12 protein-coding genes are annotated in these 14,866 nt (G+C 43.8%); 4 read left to right on the top strand and 8 right to left on the bottom strand.

The annotated features are described in order from the left end of the window. Positions 1-26 precede the first annotated feature (26 nt). From OCU87_RS18085 to OCU87_RS18070, 4 genes are all read right to left on the bottom strand, one after another. The gene (locus OCU87_RS18085) at positions 27-737 is read right to left on the bottom strand and encodes an ABC transporter ATP-binding protein (RefSeq protein ID WP_062689494.1); all 711 of its coding nucleotides are present in this window, start codon (positions 735-737) and stop codon (positions 27-29) included. Positions 738-739: 2 nt separating this feature from the next. Further along, positions 740-1,972: an ABC transporter permease gene (locus OCU87_RS18080; RefSeq protein WP_062689493.1), complete on the bottom strand. Its 1,233-nt coding sequence runs from the start codon at positions 1,970-1,972 to the stop codon at positions 740-742. Beyond that, a complete protein-coding gene (locus OCU87_RS18075; RefSeq protein ID WP_261859005.1) occupies positions 1,962-3,224 on the bottom strand; it encodes an ABC transporter permease in 1,263 nt (420 codons plus the stop codon). The genes OCU87_RS18080 and OCU87_RS18075 overlap by 11 nt, the downstream gene beginning before the upstream one ends. A gap of 72 nt (positions 3,225-3,296) precedes the next feature. Further along, a complete protein-coding gene (locus tag OCU87_RS18070; protein ID WP_261859004.1) occupies positions 3,297-4,049 on the bottom strand; it encodes an outer membrane lipoprotein-sorting protein in 753 nt (250 codons plus the stop codon). Positions 4,050-4,299: 250 nt separating this feature from the next. Between OCU87_RS18070 and murQ the strand changes: the two genes are divergently transcribed. Next, complete coding sequence (murQ, locus tag OCU87_RS18065; protein WP_206422899.1) at positions 4,300-5,205, top strand: N-acetylmuramic acid 6-phosphate etherase; 906 nt, start codon at positions 4,300-4,302, stop codon at positions 5,203-5,205. Between the two features lie 93 nt (positions 5,206-5,298). On the opposite strand, the gene OCU87_RS18060 is transcribed toward murQ, so the two are convergent. Next, entirely contained in the window at positions 5,299-6,861 is a 1,563-nt protein-coding gene (locus tag OCU87_RS18060; RefSeq protein ID WP_261859003.1) for a GTPase family protein, read from the bottom strand. Next, positions 6,842-7,954: a YcjF family protein gene (locus tag OCU87_RS18055; protein ID WP_062689486.1), complete on the bottom strand. Its 1,113-nt coding sequence runs from the start codon at positions 7,952-7,954 to the stop codon at positions 6,842-6,844. The genes OCU87_RS18060 and OCU87_RS18055 overlap by 20 nt, the downstream gene beginning before the upstream one ends. Positions 7,955-8,119: 165 nt before the next feature. Here OCU87_RS18055 and OCU87_RS18050 point away from each other — a divergent pair, with 165 nt between their 5' ends. After that, positions 8,120-9,037 (top strand): LysR family transcriptional regulator, encoded by a 918-nt coding sequence (locus OCU87_RS18050; RefSeq protein ID WP_062689484.1) that lies wholly within the window; start codon positions 8,120-8,122, stop codon positions 9,035-9,037. A gap of 6 nt (positions 9,038-9,043) precedes the next feature. Here the strand turns inward: OCU87_RS18050 and OCU87_RS18045 are convergent, their stop codons facing one another. Together OCU87_RS18045 and OCU87_RS18040 are read right to left on the bottom strand one after the other, a co-directional pair. Beyond that, positions 9,044-10,018, bottom strand: coding sequence for a GGDEF domain-containing protein (locus OCU87_RS18045; RefSeq protein ID WP_062689482.1), 975 nt, complete (start codon positions 10,016-10,018; stop codon positions 9,044-9,046). Between the two features lie 216 nt (positions 10,019-10,234). Further along, a complete protein-coding gene (locus OCU87_RS18040) occupies positions 10,235-11,878 on the bottom strand; it encodes a methyl-accepting chemotaxis protein (protein ID WP_261859002.1) in 1,644 nt (547 codons plus the stop codon). A 338-nt stretch (positions 11,879-12,216) separates the two neighbouring features. Here OCU87_RS18040 and OCU87_RS18035 point away from each other — a divergent pair, with 338 nt between their 5' ends. Continuing rightward, entirely contained in the window at positions 12,217-14,163 is a 1,947-nt protein-coding gene (locus OCU87_RS18035) for a RecQ family ATP-dependent DNA helicase (protein ID WP_261859001.1), read from the top strand. 268 nt (positions 14,164-14,431) lie between these two features. Beyond that, the gene (locus OCU87_RS18030; RefSeq protein ID WP_261859000.1) at positions 14,432-14,782 is read left to right on the top strand and encodes a DUF3316 domain-containing protein; all 351 of its coding nucleotides are present in this window, start codon (positions 14,432-14,434) and stop codon (positions 14,780-14,782) included. The last annotated feature ends 84 nt before the right edge of the window (positions 14,783-14,866 follow it).

The raw sequence follows: 14,866 nt of genomic DNA, 5'->3' as shown, positions 1-14,866 counted from the left end.
AGTGGCTAATAGTCCCTGAGTTTTCACTAGGCCACGTCCTCTTGCGCATTTTCCTGTTGCAACTTGTCTTCTTTCAACTGGCCATCTTCAAACACAATTACACGACGCGCACGCTTGATAACACGAGGATCATGGGTCGAGAAAATAAAGGTCGTGCCTTCTTGTTCATTCAAGTGCAGCATAATATCAAGCAGCTCAGCGGTGCTCTTGGCATCGAGGTTAGCTGTTGGCTCATCAGCCATCACAAAACGCGGACGCGGCGCTAATGCACGGGCAACCGCAACACGCTGTTGCTGCCCGCCTGACAGTTTAGATGGCACCTTATGGAGCTGGTCAGCTAACCCTACTTGGGTCAATAACTCCGTTGCACGTTGACGGCACTCTTGTTCACTATGTCCTTGCAACTGCATCACAAATTCAACATTTTCGAGTGCCGTTAAAACAGGTAACAAACTGTAATCTTGGAAGATAAACCCAATGTGATCCCGCCGAAAAGCAATCAAGGCTTTTTCATCTAAATCGCAAATATTGCAGCCATCAATATCCACAGTGCCTGAACTGGGTGTATCTATCCCACCGAGCATATTCAATAAGGTGGTTTTACCCGATCCTGATGGCCCCATCACAGCAACAAATTCACCTTGGGCTATGGTCAAATCAAGCTGGTGCACGGCATGAACGGGGTAATCAGTGTCCTGATTATAAATTTTACAAAGTTGCTGAGTCTGAATTGTCATGATCAGTGCTTCTCCGCCATTGCATCAACTGGACGCTGCTTCAATATTTGTCGGGCAGGATAAATCGCCGCGAATAAACTGGTAATCACCACAGTGACCACCATTAATTGATAATCTTGTGCACTCAAGGTGGGGTACAACACAGTATCGACACCAAATGCACCTAACCCTTCAGCTAATCCGCCTAACGGCAAGCCCGTTGTTTGTAAAGTAAGCATCAGTAACATACTTGCGCACACGCCCAGCACCACCCCCGCGATGCCAAGTAATACCGATTCGAACATGATCAAAATAAATATTTTTGATTTCGCCATGCCAACAGCCATCAATACACCAAATTCACGGGTACGCTCAAACACAGACATCAACATGATATTGACGATACCAAAGCCCATAGCCACCACAAAAATCATTAGCATGATGAAGTTACTGACCCCAAATGATGCCATGACAGATGCCAACATCGGCTGTATTTGCTGCCAGTCTCGCACGGTGTTTTTCACTGACATCGTTGCCGATAACTGCTTACGCACAGACGACAATTGTTCATCATCACTCAGCTTAATCGCAATTTCATGGATGCCTTTAATGCCGCTCAGTGTCGCTAAATCGACTTTTCGGACATAGACGTTACCATCATCAAAGCTAGTTGATGGGGTTTTGAATAAGCCCTTGACGCGAAACGCAGCGCCTGTCACTTCTCCATTGCCATCGGTGAATGTCAGTACCACTTTCGAGCCCACCCGTAATTTTAAACGCTCTGCCGTTTTGACAGAGACCAGCACAGGGTGGCGCCCTTCTTCAGGTAACCATTCTCCATCAACTATGTGCGACGCTATTGGAGTCAGTTTGGCTTCTGAAATAATGTCAATACCGTTGATCCTAACACCACGCGTACTGCGCGCGGATGCAATCATGCCATCCGCCAATAAGCGCCCCGACCATGCTTGTACTGCTGAGCTTTCATCAAGAGACACTTCAATATTTTCTGCGTCAACTATCGTGGCTTGAATATCTGGATTTTGAATATACTGAGTATTGTGTATTTGTAGATGGCTGGTTTGCCATGCAATCGCATTGGTGATCATATTATCGAGTAGCGCCGTCATGAAGCCCATCATGCTAGCGACCCCCATTAAGCCAAACACCATCGCACCTATCATGATGCTAGTGCGGAGTTTGTTACGCCATAAATTGCGCCACGCCAGCTTAACCAACCAGATATCAATGACCATGAGCGCCTCCTTTTAATGCATCAACCAAGCAAAGTCGGTACGTTCGCCACATTGGATACAGCAAACACAGCGCTAACAAAATCAGCACGATTTGAATTTGATCGAAAAACAACGCGCTATTGATCAGCACGGGAATGATGGGCTCATACCCCATTTCCAGCATGATTTTACCTGTCTCACCTGTTAGCTCGATAGGGAAAGCACTAAACCACAGTAAAATGGGTAACGCTGCAAGAACACCAAGCGCAATACCGAGTAAGCCGATAAAGAGTGATTCAATGCTGATAAGTTGCAAAAGTCGGCTGCGTAGCATGCCCGTTGCTAACATCACCCCAAATTCGCGCTGACGCTCTAATGTCATCATCATAAGCGTCGCAAATAAGCCAAAACCAACCACACCGTATAAGATGTACATTAAGAACAAGCCACCCGCGCGATCAAGCAAGATCTGTTGCGCCATTTCAGGCGATAAATCTTGCCAATCCCGAACAACAACGTCCAGAGATCGACCGCCAGAGGCTTGCGATGCCATCACATCATAAGCTTGTTGCAGTTCTTGTTCTGTTTGAGTCAACCCAGCTAATTCTTTGGTGTGTAACACCCAGGATGTAACCTGCTCACCAGTGCTGTATAGCGCCTGTGCTTGTGCCAATGGCATGTACACTAGTTGGTTATCGAGTTGCGTAACGGGGAAATGTAAAATGCCTTTAATACGGTACAAGCCTGCAGCGGTTTGTCCTTGGTAACCTTGCCCATACAGGACGATTTCATCACCGACGGTAATATTGTAATAACGTGCTAATCCTTCACCAATCAGCACTTGATCATCGGCTTGAGTGAGAAATTCACCTTGGCTTAATTTACTGGCAATACCCGAATAAGTGTCCTCTTGCTCGGGTAGTACCCCAAGTACCATCACGCCTTTGGATTTATCGCCTGATGCAGATAACGCAAAGGACTCGATCCGCGGTAAAATCTGACTAATATTAGCGTGTTGCTTAGCCGGTTGGATAAATTCGTCTGATGCTGGCAGCAAATCATCAATGCTTTGGCTTTCAACATAGTCGCTGTTTTGTAATTGGATCAACCCAGTATAGAATCGCGCTGCATTATCAATATTATTGGCGTAACTGCCTTCTTGAAATCCACGCATAATTAACGACAAAAATAACGCGAGCGCTAAGGCCGAAGCCGTCAGCACAGTACGCCGCTTTTGTCGCCATAAATTACGCCAAGCAAGTTTAACTAACATCGCGACCCTCTGCTGTACTGTCCCTGAAATCTCATTGCCACGGCCTCATTCACGCATTCTAAAAAAGCAAGACTAATCGCGTAATGCCTTCATTTGGCTTTGGGAGAAAAAGTCATCTTTAATGGCAAAATTAAACTGAGCTTGGTGGGTGATCATCTCGGTTTTATTACCCGGCTTATCGGCAGGCACCATTTCCATACGGGTCGCGATTCGACGATCACCCAGTGTTTTGACATCAAAAGTCGCCATGGTATTAACCAACTCATCAAACTCGTCATAAAACTCAACTTTGCGTTGTAAGTAAGTGGATTGAGAAATCCATAAACGCACTTTACTCCACACCACTGGCGCATCAGGTTTCGCCACAGCATCGATCACCCAGGCTTTAACGCCATCGACAGTATCTTCTTTTACCATCTGGTGATCGTAATCGACCACGATAGAAGACTGGTTAATCAAATCATCATTGGTGAAATCTGATCCCATCCAAGACTGCCCTAACATTGAGGGAGCAATTTTGATCACACGCTCAATACTTGGTAACCAGTTCCACATTTCACGCTGACGTTTCAGCGAGGCACTGCCTTTATCTTTTGCGGGAGCCGTTACCAATACCAAGGATAAATCTTGGCCTTTAGTCCAACTTTTCATGCTCATACTGCGAGTCCAATCAGGGCGAATGATCTTCATCGTCATTTCGGAATAACTTGAATCCCCCCTCATCTGTCGATCAGATTTTGTCACGATATCAACGGCACTTTGTGCCCATACAGTGCTGGCAAACAAAAAAGAAATGAGCAACAAAGCTGGCATTAACTTGCGCATAGTAATGTCCTTCTCTTCACGACTGCATCAATAACAATAGGCACTTTGATTAAAGCCTTCTTCGATGCCAGCACACGAAGTATGGTGTCAAACAGGTGTTTTTTCATACTATCAGGAAGCTCGCATCGACTATAGAAAAACTCGTGATTTCAGTCTGTTCACTGACATTCCTGTGATGCATGACATGTCGTTAACCTTCCATTCGCTCGAACCGTGATATGCTTATAAAAAATCATTAAGAGTGGCTACCGTGAAGATAGATTTAACCCGCATGGTGACTGAAAGTCGCAACCCTGCCAGCCAAGATATCGATACTTTATCAACACTTGATATGCTGAGCGTTATCAACAACGAAGATAAAAAAGTCGCCATTGCTGTTGAGCAAACCTTACCTGAAATAGCCCAAGTTGTTGATGCGATTGCAGCGGCTTTTCAGCGAGGTGGGCGCTTGATCTATACAGGTGCAGGGACCTCTGGCCGCCTTGGTATTTTAGATGCAAGTGAGTGTCCACCTACGTTTGGCACCAAAGCAGAACAGGTGGTTGGTCTTATTGCGGGTGGGCACACAGCGATCCTTCGCGCCGTTGAAAATGCCGAAGATAACCAAGAACTCGGTAAGGGTGATTTAACAGCGTTAAACTTCACCGATAAGGACGTATTGGTCGGGATAGCGGCAAGTGGGCGCACGCCGTATGTACTGGGTGCTATGACATATGCCAAAGAAATTGGCGCAACAACGGCTTGTATCAGCTGTAACCCGCATAGCCCTATGACGGAATTGGCTGATGTGAGTATAACCCCCGTTGTTGGGCCTGAAGTCGTGACGGGATCGTCACGCATGAAAGCGGGAACAGCACAAAAGTTAGTACTGAATATGCTTACTACGGGCGCAATGATCCGCACTGGCAAGGTTTACGGCAACCTGATGGTAGATGTGGAAGCGACTAATGCCAAATTAGTTGAGCGCCAAAAGCGCATTGTGATTGAAGCCACAGACTGCACACGTGAACAGGCCGAGATTGCGCTTAACGCTTGCGAAGGTCACTGCAAAACAGCCATTGTGATGATACTGACTAACAGCAATGCCGAGCAAGCCAGTCAACTGCTCACCCAGCACCGTGGCTTTACTCGCGATGCAATCAATGCCAAAGCCTAATCAACACAGGTTGCACTATCACAATACCGTGATAGTGCAAGGTCTAGGTCTAGGTCTAGGTCTAGGTCTAGGGGCTAAAACAACAGTAAGCGATTATCTACGCATTAATTTAAACAGTGACTTACCCGATTGATAGACCCGCTTAAACTGCTCACTCACCTTAATATCACCATTGGCTTCTAAACGGCGACGATTTAACTGCGCCTGCGCCCCTTCAGCATAATATTGGTCGATCAAGGCTTCGAGTTCGCGCATATTATAGTGAGGCTTTGAATCACTGATACAAACAGGTAATACCGACAGGAACTGCAACATCGTTTGGTTGTAATCAACCGCCGCTTTAATGGTTTGACCCTTGCGCGATGTGGGACTGGTCAAATCATAAGGCGGTTGCCATTCTGATACTGGCGATAAACGGTCGACTTGGTTTAACACCCCAATAATAGGGGCGCGTTTGCGACTTTGGTTCTCTGGTAATTGATAATACGCATCCAGTCGTGCTTTAAACTGAGTATCGAGATCACGCGCAGACTGATTGGCTTTCAATACCCACAGCACTAAATCAGCCTGTGACAGTTGATCAAGCAATAAAGCTTCTGTGGTTGTATCCCCGTCTAATCCAGGTAAATCAATCAAGTGCAAGGTATCTAAACCTTCTACTTGGCACTGATGCACTGTGACTTTATCGGTAGAGGGCAAGGCATTCACTTCAGCGACTAACTCACCGGTTAGTGTATTCACCAAGGAAGATTTACCCGCGCTGACCTGCCCCACTAAACACACCCGTAAAGGCTCAAGCGGTGCGGCCATCGCTTGTTGGTCTGCCGCATGAGATGCACTGATGGCTAACTCATCGTCATCACCCTTGAATCGACCGCTATAAAGATCGATTGCGACCGATAGCACCTCTTGCAGTAAGGCTTTTTTCAGTTTGTATTGCAGTTCACTACTCACTTGATTAAAGACTTCACCCAGAATTTTACTGCGAAATTCAGACATGATAGCCGTATAAGGGTTAGCCATGCGCACAACGCGATAGCTGTTCCACAACCAATTGGCCGACCCTAATCCTGCTTTCGCTTTTTCTTTGTTATCTAACCCTTTTTTAATCAAAGACAGGCTGATTTTTTCTATAAACGGGACATGTTGCTTCAAAATAATGCGATAACGACGGCTCACTTCTTCGGTCATTTTCAGCAATTCAGGCAAAGAAAAAGCCAACTCTTTTTGTTGTTTTCCGCGGTATCGTGTTGCCGTTAATGTGACTAAAGTCAGTGCGTGCTCACGTAGTGATCCCCATTCAGCGTCTGTCGCCAGTTGCTGGGTAATATCATCGTTAAGCTCAGTCCACACTTTCTGATCGCCCGCGCCCCAGTCATCTGATGGACGCACTAAACCTTCGCCATCTTCTGCGTGGGCTTGATTCTCACTGTCTGCTTTAATTTGTCGTTTCAACCAGAAAACAGGCAATGCCACCAGCAGAGCACTCACTGCTAATAACAAAAGAAATGGAATGAGATAACCAAGCTCAACAATGGCGTACAGACCAAAACCGCCCAAAATACACAGTGGCAGTATGATACCTGCAAGCAATAAGGGAATGACCCCTGCCGACATTGACGAAACGGCTTTCACACTATTGGCTGTTCGTTTCACTTTTCGCTACCTCTTTAATGCTTTCAAACGCCGATTTGTACATGGCTTTCAATTCTTCTTCTGATACCGACTCGCCTTTACTCTGACGGTAGAGGTAATAGCAAGCCACACGTCCTATCGCAAACGTGGTACAAAAGCTCACGACTGCAGCAGTCGCACTGCCTATAGTTTGGCCATACACAGGGATCAGCTTCACTAACTGTCGAATCCCTAGCTTAGAAGCATATTGCACCCCAAAGCTGGTGCCTAAGGTTGCCATAAACTCCCCCATGGCATTTTTATCCCATTCGACACCATATTGATTGGCTAAACTATGGATCATTTTTCCTTGAATAACAGGGACAGACACCAAGCCGACAGCAGGGACAGCATCACTGCCACCAGCCACGCCTGCATACCAAAGGATCTCCGTTCGCAGCTTGGCAAAATTCGCTTCTTCTTGGCTTTCATGCTCGGCATCTTCACCAATCTGCGCCACAATAGGTAGCAGTTCTGCCAACTTCTCACGCAATAGATCAACACCGACTTGGCTGCCATCTTCACATTCAAAATCAACTTCAACGGTGTTAACCTCTGTCCCCCAAATAACCTCAACCTGTTGCTGGTTATGCGCCACGCACTGATTGCGTTCAGTTAAGTCACCAATCAAGCATGTACCCGTGTGTACCAATAAAATTTGCTTGAGCGACTTTGACTTTTTAATTTGCTTTAATGCTTTCAAGACACTGCTTTGCTCGGGTTCCTCAGCCTTCATCACCACAATTAACGCATTTGCCCTATCCTCACACGCTTGAATATCAGCATGTGCATCATACTCAGCTTCAGCGAGCCCGCGTGTATCCAAAAAACGTACTAGCGGCTTATCCGTTGGAAAATCATAACTACTGGCGGTTTGCGTGCAGGGCTGAAAACCATTACCAATTTCAATCTCTGACTGCTGTGTTATTGCATGAACAAGCGAAGATTTTCCTGCACCTGTTTTGCCTAGCAACCAAAGGGTTGGTAAGCGTGCTGTTTGGTGATCAAACGCTGCGGTCAGATCGGGATCGGCTGTCGGGTTCAGATAAGACTTAATGCGTTCAAAAAAATCCATGCGGGTTCTCTACATAATTCGACGGGGAGAGTGTGCTATCTCACTAATTTAACAGAATGGCGTACCTGACAATAGAGAAAACACGCTACTCTTCTCGATTAACAAGTTACTATATATAATTATCAAACTCCTTTTAAATAATAACTTACTGTTATGGTGTGACAAATGATCAATCCAACATGGGTAAACACCTTCATCACCCTAGTCAATACTGGCCATTTCACCCAAACCGCAGAAAAGTTGTATATGACTCAACCAGGGGTCAGCCAGCACATCAAGAAGTTAGAGGAGCAATTGGGGAATGAATTACTCATTCGTTTTGGTAAACGGTTCGAGCTAACAGAAGCGGGCCAGAAAATGTATGAATTTGGCCAGCAGCAACAAACGCAAGAGAGCCAGTTTCTAGCAAGCTTATCCGCAGACGATGTTTATTGCGGCATGTCTAAAATAGGCTGCTCCGGCTCATTAGCAATGCAGCTTTACCCGCTCTTACTACAACGTCAACAGGAATATAATCAGCTATCTTTTCATGTTGAAGCTGGACCTAACCAATCAACAATAAAAAATATTCTTAGCGATGATTTAGATGTGGGGATTGTGACGCGAATAGACTCGAATAGTGACTTGTTTTTTGAAGAGATTGGTCAGTCATCCCTTAGCCTTATTTTACCCGCGCAGTTTATTACCGACAACAAAGCGACTAGCAATGATGGTGCTAAGCAGTGGTTAGATTTTGCGACACTGAATCAACTTGGTTTTATTCATCATCCTGATGGTTCCCACTATGCCTCACAAGTGCTTACACCCAATTTCTCAGAGACATTTAAGAGCATCAACCAACTCAAGATCACAGGCTATATCAACCAATTAAGCCAAATATTAGTGCCCGTTTCGCAGGGGCTAGGCTATACCGTTTTGCCAGAATCTGCTGTTGAGAGCTTTCATCAACCTCAGTTACTCCACGTCTATCCACTGAAGCACCAAGTCAGCGAAGCATTATATTTGGTAAGAAAACGCCACCGCCCTCTTCCGCTACGTTATGATTGGTTTATTGCTATGGTAAAAGAAACTCTCGCCTTATAACTTTAATTAGCTGCCAACTGATGCATCCTTAGCCAGAGTGGATGTACGCCCGAATCTTTTATCGCGATACATCGCACTATCGGCTTGTGCAATTAATTCATCCAGTATCTGTGAAGCACTTTTCCCTACCATGTCATCAGGGCTAAGTGACGCAACACCCACACTGACACCCACTTCCGATGGGAACGCCTTAAAGCAGTGCGTTTCCAGATAGCGTCGCAACTTAAAGGTATATTCCTGTGCACCACCTAATAGCGTATGTGGCATAATAATAATGAACTCATCACCACCAAAGCGACCGATATAATCACTGGAACGCCGTTGCCCTAATAATTGATTGGCGACACATTGTAATAACCTATCTCCACATTGATGACCGTGATTATCATTTAATTTTTTAAAGCCATCGAGATCCAACATGGCTACGGATAAGGTACGATAATATTTAATCGCGATAACAATTTCTTTTATTAGTTTAGTTTCTATCGCACGACGGTTATAAATTTGGGTAAGATGATCACGCGTCGCTAAACGATGTAGCTCTTGCTCCATCTTTTTTTGTTCAGTGAGATCCTCAAACATTCCCAAGAAACCCGCAACATTACCCGTTCGATCATTAAAAGAGACTTTATGAAAACGGACATAGAAATTACGTTTATCGAAAGTCTGCATTTCACTTTCATAAACACTTCTTCCCGGTTTATCTAATAACTGAGCATCATTCTCTAAATAGGTTTCAGCCTGCTCTTTGGGGAAAACATGGAACAAGTTATTGCCAATAATTTCTGTTTTAGGCAAACCTATAACTTCAGAAAACGCATGATTACAGCCAAGATAAATACCTTTTTTACAACGATAAAATACAGGCATAGGCATACAATCCAAAATAGCTTGAATAAAACCACCTGAATCGTCGGTCAATAAAGCATGAATATCATCATGATTATGAGGGATCCCTTTCAATAACTTCGATGTTAGCACTGTCTAATCGCCTTTTCTGTCCAGTATGTATATGGCTTCTATTACATGGCGGCATAATGATAACATTGCGCTGCCAATGATATGAAAGGGATTTTTACTTAATCACTCAAAACAATAAATAACTTCTGATTAATTGAATATCTAGCCAATAAAAAACAAAAAAGCTGGCAGTTATTAATAACCAACCAGCCTTTATGGATTAAAAGTCTAAATTATTTAAACTTTAAATTGATGAATTAGTCTATCAAGTTGCTCACATTCATTCGCTAATTGCTCAAATGACTGCTCTGTTGATTGGACTTTATCCAACATTGCCTGACTTTTATCTGCGATGGCTTGAATATTCTGATTTACATCTTCACTCACTTGGCTCTGTTGAGTTGCCGCTGTAGCAATTTGCAAGTTCATCTCATTAATGACTTCAATCGATTGACCAATTGCATTCAGTGATTCATTGGCACTATTCGCTTGGTCTACAGTACGAGTACCACTTTCTCGACTTAATTCCATTGCGGATACAGCTTCATTAGCACCTTGCTGCAAGCGCTCAATCATCACTTGGATTTCTCCCGTGCTAGATTGTGTTTTACTTGCAAGTGAACGTACCTCATCGGCAACTACCGCAAAGCCACGGCCTTGCTCACCAGCACGTGCCGCTTCAATAGCCGCATTCAATGCCAATAAGTTTGTTTGATCGGCAATACCGCGAATGACATCAAGAATAGAAGCAATATTGCCTACATCTCGCTCTAAATTACTCACCACAGCACTGGAAGATTCGATTTCATTCGCAAGCTGGTGAATAGAGCTCACTGTAAAACCTAATGTTTCTTTTGCGGCTTCTGATTCATTATTAGCAACACGGGTCGCTTCTGCAGCTTCATTAGCGTGAGAGCTCACACTGTCGCTGGTTGCACTCATCTCGTGTACAGCTGTAGCAACTTGTGCACTTTCATTTTGTTGCTCAGTAACAGCAACTAGAATTGCTTCACTCTCTTTATGAATGTTATGACTTTCTTCACGAACCGATTGCACAATACTTGTGACATCACGAATCGTATGCTGAATTTTTGATGTAAACTGATTGAATGCAGAGGCTAATTCGCCAATTTCATCTTTACTTTCCACCGCTACACGTTGAGTCAAATCACCTTCGCCCGATGCAATATCGTTCATTGTAGCGGTTAGACGACGCAATGGTGCTAACACGGCATTCGTAACAGTCCAAGTAATAAAAATAGAAAGCAAAACCGCAATAACGACGCCAACTTCCAGCACTAATGTCGCAATAGTAACTTCATCATCTATCAGTTTTCTAAGCTCTGCTTGCGCGACTTCTATTGCTTCATAAATAGATTTGAACTCACTACGCCATTTATCAAACGATGCAACTATCGCCGTTTGATTTTCAACAAAGTAAGTATGAGCGATTTCTGGGTTATCAACCATAAAGCGATAATGTTGATTAAACTCAGCAAAACTCCCCTTCATTTGGTCTAAGAGAGCTTGGTGGGAGTAATCTATGAACTGAATATCAATCAAACGTTGAGCCGACGTTAAGCGCGGTAACGCTTTACGTGCATTATCGTAATATTCTTCCTGATTATATTTAAGTAATGCTTGATCACCACCTGCTAGCAAAACACCTTGCCCAGCAGCGATAACCTGATACATATCGCGATAACCTTCATCCAATTGTACAAGGACAGGCTCTACTTCATCATTCATCAGCGTTTCAGCATTGCGCTGATCGGCAAAGACCACAAAAATAACCGTTAAAATTGCGAGAAAAACAATTGTCACTAACGTTGTGGGTGCTGCTACTTTGAAGCGAAAAGAAAGGTTATTAAACCACTGCATACTAACACCTTTTTTGTAATTTTGAGGGCAATATACTCGCAAATAAAAAACAGCCTAACTGTGCTACTTGTTGATTATTAAAAAATGGATTCAAGTATCTTTATTTTTGATGTGGATTATTTTTTTGAGGCGCGTTTGACTCAATTAGGTGTATTCAAAAACACTACAATCAATATCGATAAATATTATCACAATCAAATATTTACGTATTTTAGGAGGTAATTGTGTTTGTAAAAATAATCACATTAGATAAATCAACCTTATTCATAAATTAAGCTGATGATGGAAAGATAACCTTATCTTTCGTACACTGCGGCTAACTAGTTAGAGGTCATGTCATGTATCAGCAAACTCTCCAGAACATTTTTGGCTTTGAAAGCCTTCGAGGCGGACAAGAAACTGTCGTTAATCATGTCCTTTCAGGCCAGTCAGCTGCCGCTATTTTCCCGACCGGCTCAGGGAAATCATTGTGCTACCAATTACCAGCCTTGCATTTACCCCATTTAACCTTAGTTATCTCCCCTTTATTAGCATTAATGCGAGACCAACTGGCCTTTTTACATGACAAAGGCATTGCGGCGGCCTCTATCGACTCCAGCCAAACATGGGAAGAGACACAACAGGTCATGCAGGCCGTACGTCAAGGTGAAATGAAAGTCTTGATGATTTCTGTCGAGCGTTTGAAGAATGAACGCTTCCGTCAGTTCATCCAACAAGTCCCGATCTCTATGCTCGTTGTTGATGAAGCACACTGTATTTCTGAATGGGGGCATAACTTCCGCCCTGATTACCTCAAACTACCGGAATACCGACAAGCGCTTAATATTCCACAAGTATTACTGCTCACAGCAACAGCGACACCTGCGGTTATTGCTGATATGCAAAGCAAGTTTGCTATCAGTGAGGAATGCACCGTTATTACTGGGTTTTATCGCCACAATCTCGACCTCAGTATTAAAGCTGTCGATGAAGAAGAAAAGCGCAACACGCTACACGAAATCCTTGCTAGCGCCCAACAAGAGTCGAGTATTGTGTATGTTACTTTGCAGCATACTGCCGAAGAAGTAGCGCAGTACCTAAGCTACCACGGTGTACCAGCAACGGCTTACCACGCAGGGTTAGAAAGTGATAAACGCCAAGCGATACAACAGCGTTTTATGGCTGGAGAGATTCAATGTATTGTCGCCACCATTGCTTTTGGTATGGGTATCGATAAGTCAGATATTCGTCATGTTATTCACTTTGATTTACCTAAATCAATTGAAAATTATAGCCAAGAAATCGGCCGCGCTGGACGAGATAATATGCTGTCTCACTGTACGGTTTTAGCGAATCGAAACGGGGTGAATGTACTGGAAAACTTCGTTTATGGTGACACGCCAGACTTAACCAGCATTCAAGCAGTATTAAGTGACATTAAGCAGCAAACAGGTCAATGGGAAATCATGATGACCCAACTGTCTCGTGAAACCAACATTCGCGCCCTGCCGCTAAAAACACTGCTGGTCTATCTCGAAATGGAAGGTGTAATCGAGGCTAAATACACTTATTTCGCTGACTATAAGTTCAAAACCATTCAATCTGTTGACTGGATTGTGTCGCAATTTTCCGGAGAACGACAAAACTTTGTCCGTGCAATTTTTGCATGCTCACCCAAAGCTCGCACTTGGCACAGCATTGATTTTGATGCCCTTTGGCAAGGCTACAGCACAGACAGAAAACGCGTTGTTTCAGCGATAGATTACTTTAATGAAAAAGGCTGGATCACCTTAGAAAGCAAGCAAATGACCGATGTTTATAGTATTAATAACCTGCACTTTGACACTGAAAAGCTCGCGCTGAAATTGCACGGTGTATTTACCCAAAAAGAAACCAACGAGATTGAGCGGCTTAACAATATGCTGGCTTTCTTTGAGTCCAGTGAGTGTCTAAGCCACCGTTTGGCACAATACTTTGCGGATGAGAATGCCCCTCAGCAATGTGGCCATTGCTCAGTCTGTCGCAACAGTATTGCGACACTACCAAGTCAGAGCTTGGACGCTGAGTTACCCTCAGAGAATACGCTAAAAGCATGGTGTGATCCTTTTATTGAAGCTGTTGTTAAGCAAACTCAAACAACACCGTCACCACATGCAATTGCTCGTTTTTTAATTGGCATGACAACGCCATTAAATACTAAGGTTAAAGCACGCCAAATGAGTGGCTTTGCCAAACTTGAGCAGTATCCTTTCCAGCATATTCTGGACAATATCCATATCTTCGCCAAGCTAGAAACTAGAAACTAGAAACTAGAAACTAGAAAAGCATCTCGCTGATAGCCTCTATCTACGCGGCTATTAGCGAGCTTTCCACCAACCACATCATCACAGCCTTAACGTTTTGTTTTACGAGTACTTCGCTCATCCCCTTTCGTTTCTTTGCTGAAATTTCCTTTTTTTACCATCTCTGGTGAAAGTTATAGCTCTGCTACTGGTCTGATTTAATAACCGACTTCAATTTTTGCACCTGCTTCATTATGTGCTTAACAACAGCAGCATTAAGAGAGGATTGAACATGAAAAAGTTACTGGTAGCACTCACAGCGTTATTGATTAACAGCAGCGCTTTCGCATTTTCGTGGGATTCTAAACAAGAGAATATTAACCTTACCGCAGGCGTCAGCGATTCACGGGAAGGCGCATATAAGCTGGGTAGACAATTCGCGTCAAACATAGAGCAATCATCACCGAAAAAGCTCAAACGCACACTGGGCATTTACGAATACGGCCTTAAAACAAATTCAATCCAAATTGATGATTCGCAGATTGAAGTTGATGAATTTTCAACCGCTCAAGGGGATGTCAAATACCGCGCTATCGTCAACCTTGGTTACAGCTATGACATTCGAGAAGCCAATAATCGCTAGACATTACATTTAGTATTATTTTACTTAGGTCATTTGAGCCTGTTATCAGGCTCTTTTTTCGCTCTATGAACGTGAATGGATGAA

This window comes from Photobacterium sanguinicancri (assembly GCF_024346675.1).
In the GTDB taxonomy this organism is placed as follows: Bacteria; Pseudomonadota; Gammaproteobacteria; order Enterobacterales; family Vibrionaceae; genus Photobacterium; species Photobacterium sanguinicancri.
Note: the sequence above shows the minus strand (reverse complement) of the source record. Positions and strands in the feature narration are given on the sequence as shown.

What these genes read in the sequence shown, in the direction of transcription:
- OCU87_RS18030 (WP_261859000.1), top strand. Translation starts at nt 14,432, where the DNA reads ATGAAAAAGTTACTGGTAGCACTCACAGCGTTATTGATTAACAGCAGC.
- OCU87_RS18080 (WP_062689493.1), bottom strand. Translation starts at nt 1,972, where the DNA reads ATGGTCATTGATATCTGGTTGGTTAAGCTGGCGTGGCGCAATTTATGG.
- OCU87_RS18035 (WP_261859001.1), top strand. Translation starts at nt 12,217, where the DNA reads ATGTATCAGCAAACTCTCCAGAACATTTTTGGCTTTGAAAGCCTTCGA.
- OCU87_RS18075 (WP_261859005.1), bottom strand. Translation starts at nt 3,224, where the DNA reads ATGTTAGTTAAACTTGCTTGGCGTAATTTATGGCGACAAAAGCGGCGT.
- OCU87_RS18055 (WP_062689486.1), bottom strand. Translation starts at nt 7,954, where the DNA reads ATGGATTTTTTTGAACGCATTAAGTCTTATCTGAACCCGACAGCCGAT.
- OCU87_RS18070 (WP_261859004.1), bottom strand. Translation starts at nt 4,049, where the DNA reads ATGCGCAAGTTAATGCCAGCTTTGTTGCTCATTTCTTTTTTGTTTGCC.
- OCU87_RS18040 (WP_261859002.1), bottom strand. Translation starts at nt 11,878, where the DNA reads ATGCAGTGGTTTAATAACCTTTCTTTTCGCTTCAAAGTAGCAGCACCC.
- OCU87_RS18050 (WP_062689484.1), top strand. Translation starts at nt 8,120, where the DNA reads ATGATCAATCCAACATGGGTAAACACCTTCATCACCCTAGTCAATACT.
- OCU87_RS18085 (WP_062689494.1), bottom strand. Translation starts at nt 737, where the DNA reads ATGACAATTCAGACTCAGCAACTTTGTAAAATTTATAATCAGGACACT.